We start from the raw sequence: 17,801 nt of genomic DNA on the forward strand, positions 1-17,801 counted from the left end.
GCAGTGAATACCGCCGCCGACATCATCGAAGCACTCAACTCCCGCGCCGCGCCGACGGCGCGACTGCGCCAGGCCGCACGCGAAAGCTGGCTGGCCTGGCTCGACCGCGGCGCGGGCAGGGCGCGCGTTACCGGCGCGCCGGCCGCGGACGTGGTCGCGCAGCTCGCCGCGCGCGAACCCGGCCTGCCGCCGGCGCGCGCGGGAACGCTCAACCGCTGGCAGGCGTTCGCAACGCTGTGGCGTCAGAACTGGCAGCCCGCCTCCCGCGACGAGCGATGGTGGCGCTGGACCGCCGGCGGCGTGTCGTTCGGCTGGCACGTGCTCATCGTCGTTCTGCTGCTCGTCGTCACCGCGCTGCGCGTGATACCGCCGACGCCTGTCGAGGAAGAAATCATCCAGGTCGAGTACCTCGGCGAAGGCACGCCGGCCGAGGAAGGGGGCGGACCCGCGCCATCGCCTGCCGCGACGGAGGCGACCGAATCGCCGGCCGCAGCGGCGGGCGCCACGGGCGCGGAGCAGCAACCCGTGCAGGCCAACCCCGCATCGGTCGCCACCCAGTCGGCGGAGCCGACCGAATCCGCTACCCAGGCGGAGGCAGCTGCGACGGCACCGCAGCCATTGGTGACGACCACGCCGGTGTCGCCGGAGCCGCCGGTGTTCACCGTCCCACCGACGACGCTGCCGTCGCCGCGGGTGGAAACGGTGCGCGCCGACGTGCCCGAGCTGCAGGTGGTGGAGATCCCCCAGCGTGCTGACGCGCCGCGCATCGCGACGACGCTGCCGCGCGTCGACGTGCCTGCCGTGCCTGCTGCCTCGCCTACGCTCGTGGAGCGCGAGGTCGCGCAGGTTCCGACGGCACCGCGCATGGATGCACGCGTCGATGCGCGCGTCGACGCGCCGCGCACGACGGCGCAGTCGGTCGAACTGCAGGCGCGCGAAGTGCCTGCAAGGGCGGCAGCCGTGCCATCGGCTTCGCCCGCGCCGGCTAATACTGCGACACCCGCGCGCACGCCTTCCCGTGCGGCGACGAATGCCGGCCCTGCGACGGCGCGGCCGAGTGCCGGCGTAGGCACGGGGCCGGCGGCGAAGCCGGCGCCGGGTTCCTGGGCCACGCCGCGACGCGCGGACGACTGGGGCGAATCCACGCGCGACCGGCCCGGCAACAGTGTTTTCGACGGCGACGGGCGCCCGCGTCTAGCCGATGGGCCGGGATCGGCGTCGGCCGGCCATCCGCCGGGGATGATCACGCAGGAGATCAAGGACATCGACCGCGCCGGTACATGGCTGCGTCGCAAGCCGTATCCCTACGAGCCCACGCGCTGGGACCGTTTCTGGCGGCCGAACCAGACGATGCTCGACGAGTGGGTCGATCGCGGCGTCAAGCAGGTCGGCATTCCGATCCCCGGCACCAACAAGCGAATCATCTGCGTGATCTCGATCCTGCAGCTGGGCGGCGGTTGCGGCGTCAGCGATCCGAACCTCAACGACCAGCCCGCCACTGCGCGCCCGCCGCCGGACGTCCCGTTCAAGCCGGAGTTGCAGGAAGGCAACGGCGCGACCTGGGACAAGAACGGCAAGCCGCCGGCTTCGCCGCCGTTGCCCGGCTTGTTCGCGCCGCCGAAGACTGGCGTGCCGCCCGGCGCCGCGCCCACGACCGATGCGGGCGACTGAAGCGCTCGCCGCAGCGCGTCGGACGATCCAAAGAAGAACGGCCCGCGATGCGGGCCGTTTCTTCGTGCGTCGAGGCCGGGGTTACTTGCCGGCTTCGTGCTCGTGCAGGTCGTACACCTTGCGCTCGCGCGACGCGAAATACGCCGCGAGGTCGGCGATGTCCTGGTCCTTCAATTCCTTCGCCTGCGAGGCCATCAACGTGTTCTGGCGACGGCCGTCGCGGTACATCTCCAACGCGTAGGCGACGTAGTCGGCGTACTGGCCGGCGAGCGCCGGGTAGGTCGGATCGATCGGCGCGGCGCCTTCCTTGCCGTGGCATTCGACGCAGGCCTGGCCCGTCGACGCCTGCTTGGCATTGGCGAGCTTCTCGCCCGCGGCGATGTTGCCGGCCGGCAGGCCGGCGGAGGAATGCTCGGAAACGGGCGCGTGGCCGGCCTCGGCGCCTTCGGCGCCTTCCTTCTGCGGGCCGCAGGCGGTGAGGAGCAGGGCGATGGCGAGGCTGCCGGACAGGAGTCGGATAGTCGTCATGGTCGTGCTCACTTCAGGGTCGCGAGGTAGGCGGCGATGTCGGCGATGTCCTTCTCGGACAGGCTCTGGGCCTGCGCCTGCATCGTCGGATGCTTGCGGCTGCCCTCGCGGTAGCCCGTCAGCGCGTTGACCAGGTACTGCTCGCTCTGGCCCGCGATGCGCGGCACGTGGTAGTTCGGATAGGCGTTCTTGTAACCCGTCACGCCGTGGCAGCCCTTGCAGGTGAAGACCAGCTCGCGACCGCGGGCGGGATCGCCCTTGGCGGGCGCGGCGGCGGCCGGGGCGGCGGTGGGCTGGGCAGCCGGGGTGGCGGCCGGGGCGGTTTGCTGGGCATGCGCGCCGGAGGCGAGCAGCACGGTAAGGGCGAGGGCGATCGTCAGCGGTCGCATGTCTGGGGTCCGCGGTTCTCGAGCAGGCGTGGAATGCGATGCGAAAGGCGATCGCACAAGCGGCCGAGTATAGCCTGCGCCCCCGGCTTCGACGACCTTCATGAACGATCGCGGCCGGCGTCGTGCTTCTACCGGCGCATGCGGGAACGTGCGGAGCCGCTCCTGACACCATGACTTTCGCACCTATGACCTTCGGCGCATGGGACATGTGAAAGCGGGTGATATACATATGTACAACACCGGCTTAGTGCCGCACGCCCACCTGCCATCGCCTCGAAGGACCTTCCGATGCGTACCGTTTCCGTCCCGCGCGCCCGCCTGACGCGCCTTTCGCTCGTGCTGCTGCCCTGCCTCATGCTCGCGGCCTGCAAGGGCGGCCCCAAGCCCGAGGGCGAAGGCCCGGACGGCAAGAAGGAGGGGCCCGAGGCCGTTCCCGTGGAAGTCGCGCTGGTGACCACGCGTCCGATCGCCGCGAGCTACACCGGCACCGCGCCGCTGGAGCCGCGCAGCGAGGCACAGGTCGTCGCCAAGACCTCTGGCGTTGCGCTGGGCGTGTTCGCCGAGGAGGGCCAGCAGGTCCGCGCCGGGCAGACACTGGTGCGCCTGGATGCCGCGCGTTCGGCGCTGCAGGCCGCACAGACCGCCGCGCAGATGCGCAAACTCGAAGCGAACTACGCGCGTGCGCAGAAGCTGTCGTCGGAGAAGCTGATCAGCGCCAGCGACATCGACCAGATCCGCTTCGACCTCGAGAACGCGCGCGCCGCGAACCGCCTCGCTAATCTCGAGGTGTCGTACGCCGGCGTGGTGGCGCCGATCTCGGGCGTGATCGCGCAGCGTTCGATCAAGCCCGGCAATTTCGTGCAGATCAACACGCCGATCTTCCGCATCGTCGATACGTCGAAGCTCGAGGCCGTGCTCAATGTGCCCGAGCGCGAACTCGCTACGCTCAAGGCCGGGCTTCCGGTGCAGCTCAGCGTCGACGCGCTGCCGGGCCGGACCTTCACCGGTGCCGTCGACCGCATCGCGCCGGTCGTCGATTCGGGCAGCGGCACGTTCCGTGTGATCTGCGCGTTCGCCGGCGGCGGGCTGCTGCAGCCGGGCATGTTCGGCCGCATCCGCATCGACTACGACCAGCGCACCGATGCGCTCGTGGTGCCGCGCACCGCGCTGCTCGAGGACGATGCCGATCCGTCGGTCTACGTCGTGCGGGCGAAGAAGGCGGTACGCGTGCCGGTCAAGCTCGGCTACACCGAGGGCGGCTGGATGGAGGTGCGCGAGGGTCTGAAGTCCGGCGACCAGGTGGTCGTGGCCGGCAAGACCGCGCTGCGCGAAGGCAGCGAGGTGCAGGTACTGCCGTCGACGACGCCGGCCGCGGCCGCCACCGGCGCGCCGGTCGCGGTTCGCTGAGGACGCCCGCATGTCAGCTCCCGACCACGCAGAACACCGCACGCCGCTGACCGCGGGCGGCATCGTCGAGTTCGCCGTGCGTCGTCGCGTCACCATCGCGATGATCACGATCACCTTCCTGCTCTTCGGTCTGCTCGCGCTGAAGGAGCTCAAGGTCAACCTGCTGCCCGACCTCAGCTATCCGACGCTGACGGTGCGCACCGAATACCCGGGCGCCGCGCCGTCGGAAGTGGAGACGCTGATCTCCGAGCCGTCGGAGGAAGCGCTGGGCGTGGTCAAGAACCTGCGCAAGCTGCGCAGTGTGTCGCGCACGGGGCAGAGCGACGTCGTGCTCGAATTCGCCTGGGGCACCGACATGGACCAGGCGAGCCTGGAGGTGCGAGACAAGATCGAGACGCTGCAGCTGCCGCTGGAGGCGAAGCCGCCGGTGCTGCTGCGCTTCAATCCGTCGACCGAGCCGGTGATCCGCCTCGCGCTGACCGCGAAGGCCGCGAACGAGGCCGATTCGGTGCGCCGCCTGACGGAGCTGCGCCGCTATGCCGACGAGGACCTGAAGAAAAAGCTCGAGCCCGTCGACGGCGTGGCCGCGGTAAAGGTCGGCGGCGGCCTCGAGGACGAGATCCAGGTCGACATCGACCAGCAGAAGCTCGCGCAGCTCGGCCTGTCGATCGATACCGTGATCCAACGCCTGGGCCAGGAGAACGTCAACGTCTCCGGTGGCCGGCTGGAGGAGGGCACGCAGCGCTATCTCGTGCGTACGGTCAACCAGTTCCAGACTGTCGACGAGATCCGCGAGATGCTGGTGACCACGACGTCGGCCGGCGGTGGCGCGGCGCAGTCCGCGGCGCAGGAAATGTTCCGGGTCGCCGCCGCGACCGGCAACGCGAGCGCGATGGCCGCCGCCGCGTCGGTGCAGAACGCGTCGCAGGGCTCGTCCGTGCCCGCGAACGGCCTGCCGGTACGCCTGAAGGACATCGCCACCGTGCGCCAGGGCTTCAAGGAGCGTGAGTCGGTGATCCGCCTCGGCGGGCGCGAAGCCGTCGAACTTGCGATCTATAAGGAAGGCGACGCCAATACGGTGTCGACCGCCGACGCGATCGAAGCGCGGCTCAAGGACATCCGCGAGCACATGCCCAAGGACGTCGAGCTGACCACCATCGACGACCAGTCGCAGTTCATCCGCAATGCGATCTCGAGCGTCAAGCACGATGCCGTCATCGGTGGCGCGCTGGCGGTGCTGATCATCTTCCTGTTTCTGCGCGATGGCTGGAGCACGTTCGTGGTCGCGCTGTCGCTGCCCGTGTCGATCATCACCACGTTCTTCTTCATGGGCCGCTTCGGCCTGAGCCTCAACGTGATGTCGCTGGGCGGCCTCGCGCTCGCGACGGGCCTCGTCGTGGACGATTCGATCGTGGTGCTCGAGAGCATCGCCAAGGCGCGCGAGCGCGGGCTGGGCGTGCTGCGTGCAGCCATCGAGGGCACGCGCGAGGTGAGCATGGCGGTTGTCGCCTCCACGCTCACCACGATCTCGGTGTTCCTGCCTCTGGTGTTCGTGCAAGGCATCGCGGGCCAGCTGTTCCGCGACCAGGCGCTCACGGTGGCGGTCGCGATCGCGATCTCGCTGATCGTGTCGATGACACTGATCCCGATGCTGAGCGCGCTACGCAGCGCCGGCACGGACGGTTATCCGGAAGAGCCGCCGCGCGTGACGCCCCCGGCATCGGGCTGGCGCCGGCCGTTCGCGGCAGGTCGCCGTGGCATCAAGGCGGTCGTCGGCTGGCTGTTCTTCGGCTTCGCCTTCCTCGTCGTCCGCCTGTGGCGCCTGCTGGTGGCCGTGATCGGTCCGGTGATGCGCAAGGCCAGCGACATCGCCATGTCGTTCTACGACCCGGCGGAGCGTCGCTACCTGAAGATCCTGCCGACCGCGCTCGATCGCCCGCTGCTCGTGGTGGGCCTCGCGGCCGCCGCGTTCGTGGCCACGCTCGCGGCTGTGCCGATGCTCGGTGCCGATCTCATCCCGCAGCTCGCGCAGGATCGCTTCGAGATGACGGTCAAGCTGCCGCCCGGTACGCCGCTGCGCGAGACCGACGCCATCGTCCGCCGGCTCCAGCAGGCGCATGAGAAGGACGACGGCATCCGCGCCATGTTCGGCGTCAGCGGCAGCGGCACGCGCCTGGACGCGAATCCCACCGAGAGCGGCGAGAACATCGGCAAGATCAGCATCGTGATGGCCGATGGCGGCAGCCAGGAAGTCGAGGCCGCGGAAACCGAGAAGCTGCGCGAGTCGATGAAGGGCGTGCCGCAGGCGCAGGTCGACTTCCGTCGCCCGCAGCTCTTCAGCTTTTCCGCGCCGCTGGAAATCGAACTGCGCGGGCAGGACCTCGAAAGCCTGCGCCAGGCCGGCGACCGCCTGACCACGCTGCTGCGCGCGAATCCGCACTACGCGGACGTGAAGTCGACGGTGGAGCAGGGCTTCCCCGAGATCCAGGTCCGCTTCGACCAGGAACGTGCCGCCGCGCTCGGCCTGACCACGCGCCAGATCGCCGACGCCGTGGTCAAGAAGGTGCGCGGCGACGTCGCCACCCGCTACAGCTTCCGCGATCGCAAGATCGACGTGCTGGTGCGTGCCAACGAGAGCGATCGCGGCTCGGTGGAAAGCATCCGCCGGCTGATCGTGAACCCGGGCACCGGCCGCGCGCCGGTGACGCTGGCCTCAGTGGCCGACGTGGTGGCGACGACGGGCCCGAGCGAGATCCACCGCGCCGACCAGGTGCGCGTGGCGATCGTTTCGTCGAACCTCCGCGGCATCGATCTCGGCGCCGCGATCCAGGAAGTGCAGGACCTCGTCGAAAAGAACCCGCTGGGCACCGACGTCTCGATGCACATCGGCGGCCAGGGCGAGGAGCTCGGCGAATCGGTGCGCTCGCTGCTCTTCGCGTTCGGTCTCGCGATCTTCCTCGTCTACCTCGTGATGGCCTCGCAGTTCGAGTCGCTGCTGCACCCCTTCGTCATCCTCTTTACCATTCCGCTCGCGATGGTCGGCGCCGTGCTCGCACTGCTGCTGACGCGCTCGCCGGTGTCGGTGGTGGTGTTCATCGGCCTGATCCTGCTGGTGGGTCTGGTGGTGAAGAACGCGATCATCCTGATCGACAAGGTGAACCAGCTGCGCGAGGCCGGCGTGCCCAAGCGCGAGGCGCTGGTCGAGGGCGCGCGCTCGCGACTGCGCCCGATCGCGATGACCACGCTGTGCACCCTGTTCGGCTTCCTGCCGCTGGCGCTCGCCTTCGGTGAAGGTGCGGAGGTGCGCTCGCCGATGGCGATCACGGTGATCGGCGGCCTGCTGGTGTCCACGCTGCTGACGCTGGTGGTGATCCCGGTGGTGTACGACCGCCTCGACCGCCGCGCCGACGAGTACTACGTGCGCCGCGCCCGCAAGATCGCCGATCGCGATGCCGGCCTCGACGACGCGGAGGCACAGCCCGCATGAGCAGCGTCGCCGAGCTGAGCATCCGCCGGCCCGTCACGGCGATCATGTTCTTCGTGTCGCTCGTGGTGATCGGCCTGATCGCCGCGGTGCGGCTCCCGCTGGAGGCGTTTCCCGAGGTCACCTTCCCCGGCGTCTTCATCGAGATGCCCTACGCGGGCTCCACGCCCGAGGAAGTCGAGCGCACGGTGCTGCGCCCGACCGAGGAAGCGCTGTCGACGCTCACGGGCGTCAAGCGCATGGAGTCGAACGCACGCTCGGAGGGCGCGAGCATCGGCGTGTTCTTCTCCGACTGGAGCCGTGACGTCGCCATCGCCGCATCCGAGGCCCGCGAGCGCATCGACGCGATCCGCGACCAGCTTCCCGAGGACCTCAAGCGCTACTACGTCAACAAGTTCTCGACGACCGACCAGCCGGTGCTGCAGGTGCGCCTCGCGAGCGGCCGCGACCTGACCGGGGCGTACGACCTCATCGAGCGCGAGTTCAAGCGACGCCTGGAACGCATTCCCGGCGTCGCCCGCGTGGATGTGTCGGGCGCGGCGCCCAACGAGGTCGAGATCGCGATCGATCCGAATGCGCTCACCGCCCGCGGCGTGGTGCTCAACGAGCTGACGACGCGGCTGCAGGCGCTGAATTTCTCGGTTTCCGGCGGCCAGATCGATGACGGCGGACGCCGCCTGCGTGTGCAGCCGGTCGGCGAGCTGAAGGACCTCGACCAGCTGCGCGACGTGGTCGTGGATTCCCGCGGTACGCGCCTGCGCGACATCGCCGACGTGCGCCTGAAGCCGGCACGCATCGACTACGGGCGCCGTCTCGACGGCCGCCCCGCGGTGGGCATCGACATCTTCAAGGAACGCAGCGCGAACCTCGTCGACGTGTCGAGCCGTGCGCTCGCGGAAGTGGAGGAGATCCGCAAGGACCCGTCGCTGCGCGACGTGCAGGTCAAGATCATCAGCAACCAGGGCGAGAGCGTCACCGATTCGCTGTCCGAACTCGCCGAGGCAGGCGCGGTCGGCCTGCTGCTGTCGGTCGCGGTGCTGTTCTTCTTCCTGCGCCACTGGGCGTCCACCGCGATGGTCACGCTGGCGATTCCGATCTGCTTCGTGATGACGCTCGGCTTCATGTATTTCGCCGGCGTCACGCTCAACATCCTGTCGATGATGGGCCTGCTGCTGGCCATCGGCATGCTGGTCGACAATGCGGTCGTGGTGGTCGAGTCGATCTACCAGGAGCGCGAGAAGATGCCGGGCAATCCGGTGCGCGCGTCGATCCTCGGCACGCGCCACGTCGCGATCGCGCTGTCGGCGGGCACGCTCTGCCACTGCATCGTGTTCCTGCCGAACCTTTTCGGCGAGCGCAACTTCCTGTCGATCTACCTGTCGCAGATCGCCATCACGATCTCGGTATCGCTGCTGGCCTCGTGGCTGGTGGCCGTGAGCCTGATCCCGATGCTGTCGGCGCGCATGAAGACGCCGCCGGCGGTGCGCAGCGAGAACGGGCTGATCCCGCGCCTGCAGCGTCGCTACGCCGTACTGCTGCGCTGGACGCTGGAGCACCGCGCCGCGAGCGTGATGGGCATCCTGCTGATCGTCGCGGTCAGCGTCGTTCCCATGATGCTGACCAAGAAGAACATGTTCGGCGGCAGCGACGGCGACGAGGTCAACGTCAACTACCAGTGGAAGGGCGCCTACACCAAGGAACAGATGTCGGACGAGCTGAAGCGCATCGAGAACTACCTCGATGCGCGCCGCAAGGAACTCGGCATCACTCAGCTCTACTCCTACTACAGCGAGCAGGGTGGGGCGTCCACGCGCCTGACGGTCGACACGAAGGTCGTGCCGGACATGAAGGCCTACGCGGAAAAGCTACGCAAGGAACTGCCCAAGTCGGCGCGGGCCGACATCACCATCGGCAACAACGGCGGCGGCAATGGCGGCCCGGGCCAGAAGGTCCAGGTGCAGCTTGTGGGCGACTCCACGCAGACGCTGGAGGAGCTGGGCCGCGACGTCGTGCCGATCCTCGGCAAGCGCGCCGAGCTACGCGACGTGAGGATCGACACCGGCGACAAGAACAGCGAGCTCGCGGTGCGGGTCGACCGCGAGCGCGCCGCCGCATTCGGCTTCACGGCTCAGCAGGTGTCGCAGTTCGTGGGGCTGGCGCTACGCGGTGCCCAGCTGCGCGAGTTCCGCCGCGGCGATACCGAGGTGCCCGTGTGGGTGCGCTTCGCCGGCGCGGAAAGCTTCGGCGTCGCCGACATCGCGGGATTCACCGTGCGCGCGCCGGATGGCCGTGCGGTGCCGCTGCTGGCGATGGTCGACGTCGACGTGAGGCCCTCGGCCTCGCAGATCCAGCGCACGAACCGCCAGACGACGATCACGATCCAGGCCAGCCTCGCCGACAAGGTCGAGCCGAAGGACGCGCGCAAGGCGATGGAAGACACGTTGGCGTCGGTGCAGTTCCCGCCCGGCTACAGCTACAGCTTCGACGGCAGCGCGTTCCAGGAGGAGGACGAGGCCGGCAAGCAGATGATGTTCAACCTGCTGATCGCGCTGGTCATGATCTACGTGGTGATGGCGGCGGTGTTCGAATCGCTGCTGTTCCCGTCGGCCATCATGTCCGGCGTGCTGTTCTCGATCTTCGGCGTGTTCTGGCTTTTCTGGCTGACGGGCACCGAATTCAACATCATGGCCTTCATCGGCATCCTGGTGCTGATGGGCGTGGTGGTGAACAACGGCATCGTCATGATCGAGCACATCAACAACCTGCGCCGGCGCGGCCTGTCGCGCACCGATGCGCTGGTGGAGGGCAGCCGTGAGCGACTGCGGCCGATCTTGATGACGATGGGGACGGCGATCCTGGCGATGGTGCCGATCGCGCTGGCGAAAACGCAGATGGCCGGTGACGGTCCGCCGTACTACCCGATGGCCCGCGCGATCGCCGGCGGCCTCGCTTTCTCCACGATCGTCAGCCTGCTGTTCCTGCCGACGATCTACGCGATCCTCGACGACATGCGCAATGCAACGTCGCGCCTCTGGCGGAAGGCGCGCGGTGTGCCGGTGACTGGACCGGCACCCGCTACGGTCGCGGCGCTCCTGCCCGACTGACACGAAAAAGGGGCCGAGAAGCCCCTTTTTTCTTCGCGGCGGGAGAATCAGGTCGCGAGCTTGCCGACGATCCGCGCGATCGCGATCCATTCGCCGGCAACGGTGCCGAAGCAGGTCAGCATGAACACCAGCAGCGTGCGTGCGACCCGGTTGCGATACCAGCCGGCCACCGTGCGGACGTCTTCGCGCAGCGAGATGAAATCCGCATAGGTCGGCTTGCGCAGGCGGGCCTCGGCGAGCGCCGCGAACGCGCCCGACGGCACCGTCGGCCGGAACGGCTTGAACGGGCCGACGAGCGCGGCGACGAGAATGCTGACGGGGTGCGCACGCGCCGCGGCCGCGCCGATCGCGGTCGCCAGCGCGGTGATCCACAACCACTGGACGACGACGCCCGATGCCATCTTCAGGCCGCCATGCTGGAAGCCCCAGACGACGCCGCCGACGAGCAGCAGCGCGACGACGATAGCGATCCACGGAACCTTCCGCTTCTTCGCCGTGGCCTCCAGCTCGCCGCGCAACTGCGCGGGGTCGGACTGCTGCGTCTGCAGCTCGCGTGCGAGCCCGGCGAGATGCCCCGCGCCGACCACGGCGAGCACGTTGCGCGGATTCGATGCGCCGGCTTCGCGCAACCCGGCCGCCATGTAGCGGTCGCGCTCGGCGATGACGGTCTCGTAGAGTTCCGGGCTGTGGCTGGCGAATTCGGCGAAGCTCGATTCGAGGATGTCGCCTTCCTTGAGCTTCTCGATCTCGTGCTCGGGCACCTCGTCGCTGGCCACCAGCGACGCCACCAGGCCGCCGCCGAGCTTGATGCGCTGCCACCAGCCCAGCCGCGCGGCCGCACGCCGGAAGGTCAAGCCGACGTCGCGGTCGATCAGCGTGTACGGCAGCCCCCGCTCGCGCGCGTCCAGCACGGCCTGCTTCAGCTCCGCGCCCGGCTCGATGCCGAGCTGCTCGGCGAGGCGCCGCTGATAGGCGGCGAGCGCGAGGTTCGCGGCGAACATCGCGGTGCGTCCGGTACGGATCACCTCGACCAGATCGAGCCTGGCCATGGCCTCGGGCTCGACCAGCGCCTGCATGCGAGCGGGGTCGAGCTCGACGGCGACATGGTCGTATTCGCCGGAGGCGATCGCCTCGCGCACGGCGTCCACGCTCGCGCGGGAGACGTGCGCGGTGCCGAGCAGGGTGTATCGCACGCCATCGCGTTCGACGATGGCATGCGGCTGGCCGGCGAGGGCGCTTGCGGTGTCGGAGGTCGGGTCCATGGGGTCCTGCAAAAAAGTGGCGCCGATCGGCGCCCGCATCCAAGCCTAGGGACTCAGTCGCGGGCGGGCAACGGCGGATCGGACGAATCGGCATCAGCGGGGCCGAGCGGTCGCAGCATCTGCACGTTCTCGAGCCAGCGCTCGTGCTTGCGGCCGAGCGCCGGGAAACGTCCTGCGACGCGGAAGCCGAGGCGTTCGTGGAGCGCGATCGACGCAGCGTTCGTGGCGTCGCCGATGACGGCCACCATGCATCGGTAGCCCAGCGCCTCGCAGCGCGAGATCAGTGCCGAGAGAAGGGCACGGCCGATGCCGCGCCCCTGAGAGTCGGCGTCGACGTAGACGCTGTCCTCGACGGCCCACCGGTAGCCCTCGCGTGCGCGGTAGGCACTCGCATAGGCGTAGCCCGCAACGTGGCCGTCGAATTCCGCGGCGAGGTAGGGGTAGCCGGCATCGACGATGGCCTGCCATCGCCGCGCCATTTCGTCCGCATCCGGCACCGTCCACTCGTAGCTGGACGTGCCGTGCTCGACCTCGCGCGCATAGATGCGCCGGATCGCCGCGAGATCCGCGACCGTGGCCGGGCGGATCCGCGGCGACACGTCAGTCGCGATAGCGCTTGAGCAGATCGCCGTAGGCATCGATGCGGCGATCGCGCAGGAACGGCCAGATGCGGCGCACGTCCTCGCTGCGGCGCAGGTCGACGTCGGCCATCAGCACCTGCGGCTGATCGATGGAGGCCTCGGCGAGGAACTCGCCCTGCGGCCCGAGCACGTGGCTCGAGCCCCAGAAATCGATGCCGGAACGGCCGATAGGCGAGGGCTCGTGCCCGACGCGATTGCATGACAGCACCGGCAGCCCGTTGGCGACCGCATGCCCGCGATGCGACAGGATCCACGCGCCGCGCTGGCGGTCCTTCTCGTCCTGCTCGTCGGTCGGATCCCAGCCGATGGCGGTGGGATAGAGCAGCAGGTCCGCGCCGGCGAGCGCCATCAGGCGCGCGCCTTCGGGGTACCACTGGTCCCAGCAGACCATCACGCCGAGGCGACCGACCGAGGTGTCGATGGGATGGAAGCCCATGTCGCCCGGCGTGAAGTAGAACTTCTCGTTGAAGCCCGGGTCGTCGGGGATGTGCATCTTGCGGTACTTGCCGGCGAGGCTGCCGTCCCTTTCCAGCACCACGGCGGTGTTGTGGTACAGCCCGGCGCCACGGCGCTCGAACAGCGATCCAACGATCACCACGCCGTGCTTCTTCGCCAGCGCGGACAGGCGCTCCGTCGTCGGGCCCGGGATCGGCTCGGCGTTCTCGAACTCGGTGACGCACTGGTGCTGGCAGAAGTAGGCGCCGTTGTGCAACTCCTGTAGCAGCACGAGCTTCGCGCCATTGCCCGCGGCCTCGGCGATGCGCTTCTCGATGACGTCGAGGTTCGCCTCGGCGGAGCCCTGGTTGGACTCCTGCACCAGCGCGACGGGCAGGACCTTCTTGTTCGCCATCAGACCACTCCTTCCGGCAGCTGCATGGTGATGCAGTGCAGGCTGCCGTTCTGCCAGATCAACGGGCGGCACGGGACCATCACGATCTCGTGCGCCGGGAACGCTTCGCGCAGCACGGCCTGCGCTCGCGCATCGGCCTCTTCGCCATACGACGGCGCCAGCACGGCGCCGTTGACGATGAGGAAGTTCGCGTAGCTCGCCGCAAGCCGGCGGCCCTCGTCGAGGATGGGCTGCGCCCAGGGCAGCTCGAACAGGCGATACGGCTGCCCGTCCTTCGTGCGCAGCGCGGCCAGCTCGTCGGCCATGGCACGCAAGTGCGGGTAGTGCGAGTCGTTCGGGTCGTCGCAGCCCTGGAAGACGATCGAATCCGGCGACGCGAAGCGGGCGAGGGTGTCGACGTGCGCGTCGGTGTCGTCGCCTTCGAGGTAGCCGTGGTCGAGCCAGAGCACGCGATCCTGCGCCAGCCAGTCGGCCAGCTTCGCCGACAGCTCCTCGCGCGAGGCGTCCGGGTGGCGCTGGTTGAGGCACTGCCAGGTGGTGAGCAGCGTGCCGTCGCCGTCGGTGTCGATGGCGCCGCCTTCCAGCGCGAAGGCGATGGATGCCCGCTCCGCGCGCTCGAACAGGCCGCCGCGCTCCAGCGTTTCGACCAGCGCATCGTCGCGGCTGGCTTCGAACTTGCCGCCCCAGCCGGTGAAGCGGAAGTCCAGCAGGCGGAAGCCGCCGGCCGTGCGCAGCGTGATCGGGCCGGAGTCGCGAAGCCAGGTGTCGTCGTACTCGGCGCGAACGAAGCGCACGCGGTCCATATCGACGCCCGCGGCCTGCAGTGCGGCGCGCGCATGGGCTTCCAACGCATGGTCGGCCACGCAGACGATCGCGCGCTCGAAGCGCACGATGGCGCCGACAAGCGCGACGTAGGTCGTCTCGACCTCGGCCAGGCGATCGGCCCAATCCGTTTCGGAGTGGGGCCAGGCGACGAGGACGGCGGACTGCGGCTCCCACTCGGCGGGGAGCCGTGCATCGGTTCGGGTCATCAAGGTTCCTGTCAGCGGATCGGGGGCTTCGGGCCGACCTCGGTCGGCGCGGCCTTGTTGGCCACGGCGTCGATCACGCGGCCCTTCTCGAAGTACACGGTGAACGCGGGATAGACCCAGCGCTGGATCGTCGGCCACTGCCGCTTCTGGCCGCCGGCCGGATCGAGGCGGTCGGTCGGCGCACCGAAGCGCCTCTCGACCTCGGCCGCGCTGAGCCCGCGGGTGGGCATCGCGCCGCGCTCCTGCTTGACGCGGTCGATGAGCAGCGTTTCCGCGTTCGCGGCGCCCGCCATCATCAGGGCGAGGGCGGTGACGGCCAGAACTGTACGGACCATGGTGACTCCTCGGGCGGCGCCCGCAGCGGGTTGAGCCGCGATTGTATGCAGCGGCCGCATTGTCCGTGGGCTCCCGGAACCGGGCGGTGAATGCGGCTGGCGTCCCACAACGAGAAAGGCCGCCTTGCGGCGGCCTTTCTGCGAACCTGCAGGTTCCGGCGCGATCAGCGCTGGCGGGCCTTGAAACGCGGGTTCGACTTGCAGATCACGAAGACCTTGCCGCGGCGGCGGACGACCTTGCAGTCACGGTGACGGGCCTTCGCCGACTTCAGGGAGGACAGGACCTTCATGAGTAAAACCTCGGCAAAAGAAGAAAGCGGGCGAACGAAGCCGCGCATTATAGCGGCCTAACTTTTTGAAAAACAATGGCTTCACGCGTCGCGTGCCAGCGCCTGCGGCGGCGCCCCCACCGGCACGCGCTCATCCGACCCCCGCACAGGCCGTCCGGCTGCCGGCCAAGCCCGCCCGATCGCGCCCGCAGCCGGCCGCCGACATGGGCTTTTCCCGGCGGACGGGCGAGAATGCGCCTCATGGATCTGAACGCACCCGTCCTCACCATCGATGGCCCGTCCGGCTCGGGCAAGGGCACCATCAGCCGTCTCGTTGCCCAGCAGCTGGGCTGGCATTACCTGGATTCGGGCGCGCTCTACCGCGCCGTAGGCGTCGCGGCCGGTTGGGCGGACCTCGACCTGAGCGACCCGGGCGCGCTCGTCCGCTGCTGCTTCGACAGCCGCATCGAGTTCGTCGAGGTGCCGGGGCAGGAGCTGCGGATTCTCGTGAACGGCCGTGACGCCACCGACGAGATCCGCACCGAGACGGCCGGTGCCGCGGCATCGGCGATCGCTGCCATTCCCGAGGTCCGCACCGCGCTCAAGGAGCGCCAGCGCAATTTCCGCCAGCTGCCGGGCCTGGTAGCCGATGGCCGCGACATGGGCACGGTGATCTTCCCGGACGCGGCGACCAAAGTCTTCCTGACCGCCAGTGCCGAGGAGCGGGCCGAGCGGCGGTATAAGCAGTTGAAGGAAAAGGGAGTTTCGGTTAATTTGGGTGATCTGCTGCGGGAGATTCTCGCCCGCGACGCCCGCGATGCCTCCCGCGCGGTGGCGCCGCTGCGGCCGGCCGACGACGCCGTCTGCATCGATACCACCGGCACCGGCATCGAAGCGGTGGTCGAACGCGTGCTGTCCCTGGTCCAGCGGTAACCGCCACGCGGTCGCCGCCGCAATCGCTTTCGGCCCAGGGCGGCCCACGTCCGCCAGCAGAAACCGGCCCGTCGCATCCCGCGGCGGATCTCCACTACACGGTGCGATTTCCGCACCCCCAACGGGTGGGCCTGCGATGACGCCACAGGGCGCGTGCAGAGCCTGTGTGTCCAACAGAGCATTTTTCCAATGACCGAATCATTTGCCGAACTGTTTGAACAGAGCCAGCAGAACCTGGCCAAGCTGAAGCCGGGTGCGATCGTCACCGGCGTCGTCGTGGATGTCCGCGGCGATGTCGTGGTGATCAACGCCGGTCTGAAGTCCGAAGGCATCGTGCCGATCGAACAGTTCCGGAACGACGCCGGCGAGATCGACGTGGGCGTGGGCGACGAAGTCAAGGTCGCCCTCGACTCGATCGAGAACGGCTTCGGCGAGACCGTCCTTTCGCGCGAGAAGGCCAAGCGCGCGATGGTGTGGGACGAGCTCGAGCAGGCGCTCGAGAAGAACGAGACCATCACCGGCCGCATCAGCGGCAAGGTCAAGGGCGGCTTCACCGTCGACATCAAGGACGTCCGCGGCTTCCTGCCCGGTTCGCTGGTCGACGTGCGCCCGGTCCGCGATTCGAGCTACCTCGAGGGCAAGGAACTCGAGTTCAAGCTCATCAAGCTCGACCGCAAGCGCAACAACATCGTGGTGTCGCGCCGCGCCGTCGTCGAGAGCGAGCACTCGGAAGAGCGCGAGCAGCTGATGGAGAAGCTGGTCGAGGGCGCCGTGCTCAAGGGCGTCGTCAAGAACCTCACCGATTACGGTGCGTTCGTCGACCTCGGCGGCATCGACGGCCTGCTGCACATCACCGACATGGCGTGGAAGCGCGTGCGTCATCCGTCGGAAGTCGTGGAAGTCGGTCAGGAGCTCGACGTCCGCGTGCTCAAGTACGACCGCGAGCGCAACCGCGTTTCGCTCGGCCTGAAGCAGCTCGGCGAGGATCCGTGGGACAACATCGCCCGTCGCTACCCGGCCAACAGCCGCGTGTTCGGCAAGGTCTCGAACGTCACCGATTACGGCGCGTTCGTCGAGATCGAGCCGGGCGTCGAGGGCCTGGTGCACGTGTCCGAGATGGACTGGACCAACAAGAACGTCAACCCGTCGAAGATCGTGCAGGTCGGCGACGAGGTCGAGGTCATGGTCCTGGACGTCGACGAGGACCGTCGCCGCATCTCGCTGGGCATGAAGCAGGTCTCGTCGAACCCGTGGGAGACCTTCGCGGCCATCCACAAGAAGGGCGACAAGGTCGAGGGCCAGGTCAAGTCGATCACCGACTTCGGCATCTTCATCGGTCTCGATGGCGGCATCGACGGCCTCGTGCACCTGTCCGACATCTCGTGGAACACCACGGGCGAGGATGTGGTCCGCAACTACAAGAAGGGCGACACGGTCGAAGCCGTCGTCCTGGCCGTGGATCCGGAGCGCGAGCGCATCAGCCTCGGCATCAAGCAGATGGAGCAGGACCCGATGGGTTCGTACGTCGCCACCAACTCGCGCGGCTCGATCGTGCGCGGCACGGTGACGAACGTCGACGCGAAGGGTGCCGTCGTCGAGCTGTCGGACGGCGTCGAGGGCTACATCCAGGCCCGTGACATCGCCCGCGAGCGCGTCGACGATGCGACCACGCGCCTGAAGGTCGGCGACCAGGTCGAAGCGAAGGTGATCGGCAACGATCGTCGTACCCGCCAGATGCAGCTGTCGATCAAGGCGAAGGACTACGCGGAAGAGAGCGAGGCCGTGGCCGACTACAACCGTCAGTCGCAGGAAGCCGCCAGCGGCACGACGCGCCTCGGCGCGCTGCTGCGCGAGCAGCTGGGTCAGAAGGGCGAGTAATCGCTCCGCGGTAAAACCG

At 68.7% G+C, this 17,801-nt stretch carries 14 protein-coding genes; 6 read left to right on the forward strand and 8 right to left on the reverse strand.

Annotated elements, in window-relative coordinates:
• The first annotated feature begins 3 nt into the window (after window positions 1-3).
• Complete coding sequence (locus IE066_RS03535; protein ID WP_189446977.1) at window positions 4-1,671, forward strand: hypothetical protein; 1,668 nt, start codon at window positions 4-6, stop codon at window positions 1,669-1,671.
• A gap of 81 nt (window positions 1,672-1,752) precedes the next feature.
• Here IE066_RS03535 and IE066_RS03540 read toward each other — a convergent pair whose 3' ends face one another.
• Window positions 1,753-2,199, reverse strand: a complete 447-nt coding sequence (locus IE066_RS03540; protein ID WP_189446978.1) for a c-type cytochrome — start codon at window positions 2,197-2,199, stop codon at window positions 1,753-1,755.
• An 8-nt stretch (window positions 2,200-2,207) separates the two neighbouring features.
• Window positions 2,208-2,588 (reverse strand): c-type cytochrome, encoded by a 381-nt coding sequence (locus tag IE066_RS03545; RefSeq protein ID WP_189446979.1) that lies wholly within the window; start codon window positions 2,586-2,588, stop codon window positions 2,208-2,210.
• A gap of 288 nt (window positions 2,589-2,876) precedes the next feature.
• Between IE066_RS03545 and IE066_RS03550 the strand changes: the two genes are divergently transcribed.
• Genes IE066_RS03550 through IE066_RS03560 form a run of 3 tightly spaced genes read left to right on the forward strand, consistent with a single transcriptional unit; the run spans window position 2,877 to window position 10,583 of the window.
• Window positions 2,877-3,995 carry an efflux RND transporter periplasmic adaptor subunit gene (locus IE066_RS03550; protein ID WP_189446980.1) on the forward strand — a complete coding sequence of 373 codons (1,119 nt, stop codon included), beginning with the start codon at window positions 2,877-2,879 and terminating at the stop codon, window positions 3,993-3,995.
• 10 nt (window positions 3,996-4,005) lie between these two features.
• A complete protein-coding gene (locus IE066_RS03555; RefSeq protein ID WP_189446981.1) occupies window positions 4,006-7,482 on the forward strand; it encodes an efflux RND transporter permease subunit in 3,477 nt (1,158 codons plus the stop codon).
• The gene (locus IE066_RS03560; RefSeq protein ID WP_189446982.1) at window positions 7,479-10,583 is read left to right on the forward strand and encodes an efflux RND transporter permease subunit; all 3,105 of its coding nucleotides are present in this window, start codon (window positions 7,479-7,481) and stop codon (window positions 10,581-10,583) included. The genes IE066_RS03555 and IE066_RS03560 overlap by 4 nt, the downstream gene beginning before the upstream one ends.
• A 47-nt stretch (window positions 10,584-10,630) precedes the next feature.
• Here the strand turns inward: IE066_RS03560 and IE066_RS03565 are convergent, their stop codons facing one another.
• From IE066_RS03565 to ykgO, 6 genes are all read right to left on the reverse strand, one after another.
• On the reverse strand, window positions 10,631-11,845 hold the full coding sequence (locus IE066_RS03565) for a TraB/GumN family protein (protein WP_189446983.1): 1,215 nt from the start codon (window positions 11,843-11,845) through the stop codon (window positions 10,631-10,633).
• Between the two features lie 53 nt (window positions 11,846-11,898).
• The gene (locus IE066_RS03570) at window positions 11,899-12,444 is read right to left on the reverse strand and encodes a GNAT family N-acetyltransferase (protein WP_229790645.1); all 546 of its coding nucleotides are present in this window, start codon (window positions 12,442-12,444) and stop codon (window positions 11,899-11,901) included.
• Between the two features lies 1 nt (window position 12,445).
• On the reverse strand, window positions 12,446-13,336 hold the full coding sequence (locus IE066_RS03575; RefSeq protein WP_189446985.1) for a carbon-nitrogen hydrolase: 891 nt from the start codon (window positions 13,334-13,336) through the stop codon (window positions 12,446-12,448).
• Window positions 13,336-14,367: an agmatine deiminase family protein gene (locus IE066_RS03580; protein WP_189446986.1), complete on the reverse strand. Its 1,032-nt coding sequence runs from the start codon at window positions 14,365-14,367 to the stop codon at window positions 13,336-13,338. Before IE066_RS03580 ends, IE066_RS03575 begins: the two co-directional genes overlap by 1 nt.
• An 11-nt stretch (window positions 14,368-14,378) precedes the next feature.
• Complete coding sequence (locus IE066_RS03585; protein ID WP_189446987.1) at window positions 14,379-14,702, reverse strand: hypothetical protein; 324 nt, start codon at window positions 14,700-14,702, stop codon at window positions 14,379-14,381.
• 164 nt (window positions 14,703-14,866) lie between these two features.
• Window positions 14,867-14,992, reverse strand: a complete 126-nt coding sequence (gene ykgO, locus IE066_RS03590) for a type B 50S ribosomal protein L36 (protein ID WP_010342887.1) — start codon at window positions 14,990-14,992, stop codon at window positions 14,867-14,869.
• Window positions 14,993-15,232: 240 nt separating this feature from the next.
• On the opposite strand from ykgO, the gene cmk reads away from it, so the two are divergent.
• On the forward strand, window positions 15,233-15,904 hold the full coding sequence (cmk, locus tag IE066_RS03595) for a (d)CMP kinase (RefSeq protein ID WP_189446988.1): 672 nt from the start codon (window positions 15,233-15,235) through the stop codon (window positions 15,902-15,904).
• Between the two features lie 189 nt (window positions 15,905-16,093).
• Window positions 16,094-17,782 (forward strand): 30S ribosomal protein S1, encoded by a 1,689-nt coding sequence (gene rpsA / locus IE066_RS03600; RefSeq protein WP_189446989.1) that lies wholly within the window; start codon window positions 16,094-16,096, stop codon window positions 17,780-17,782.
• Window positions 17,783-17,801: the final 19 nt, after the last annotated feature.

Origin of the sequence: Cognatilysobacter xinjiangensis (assembly GCF_014651995.1) — a bacterium.
Classification (GTDB): Bacteria; Pseudomonadota; Gammaproteobacteria; order Xanthomonadales; family Xanthomonadaceae; genus Cognatilysobacter; species Cognatilysobacter xinjiangensis.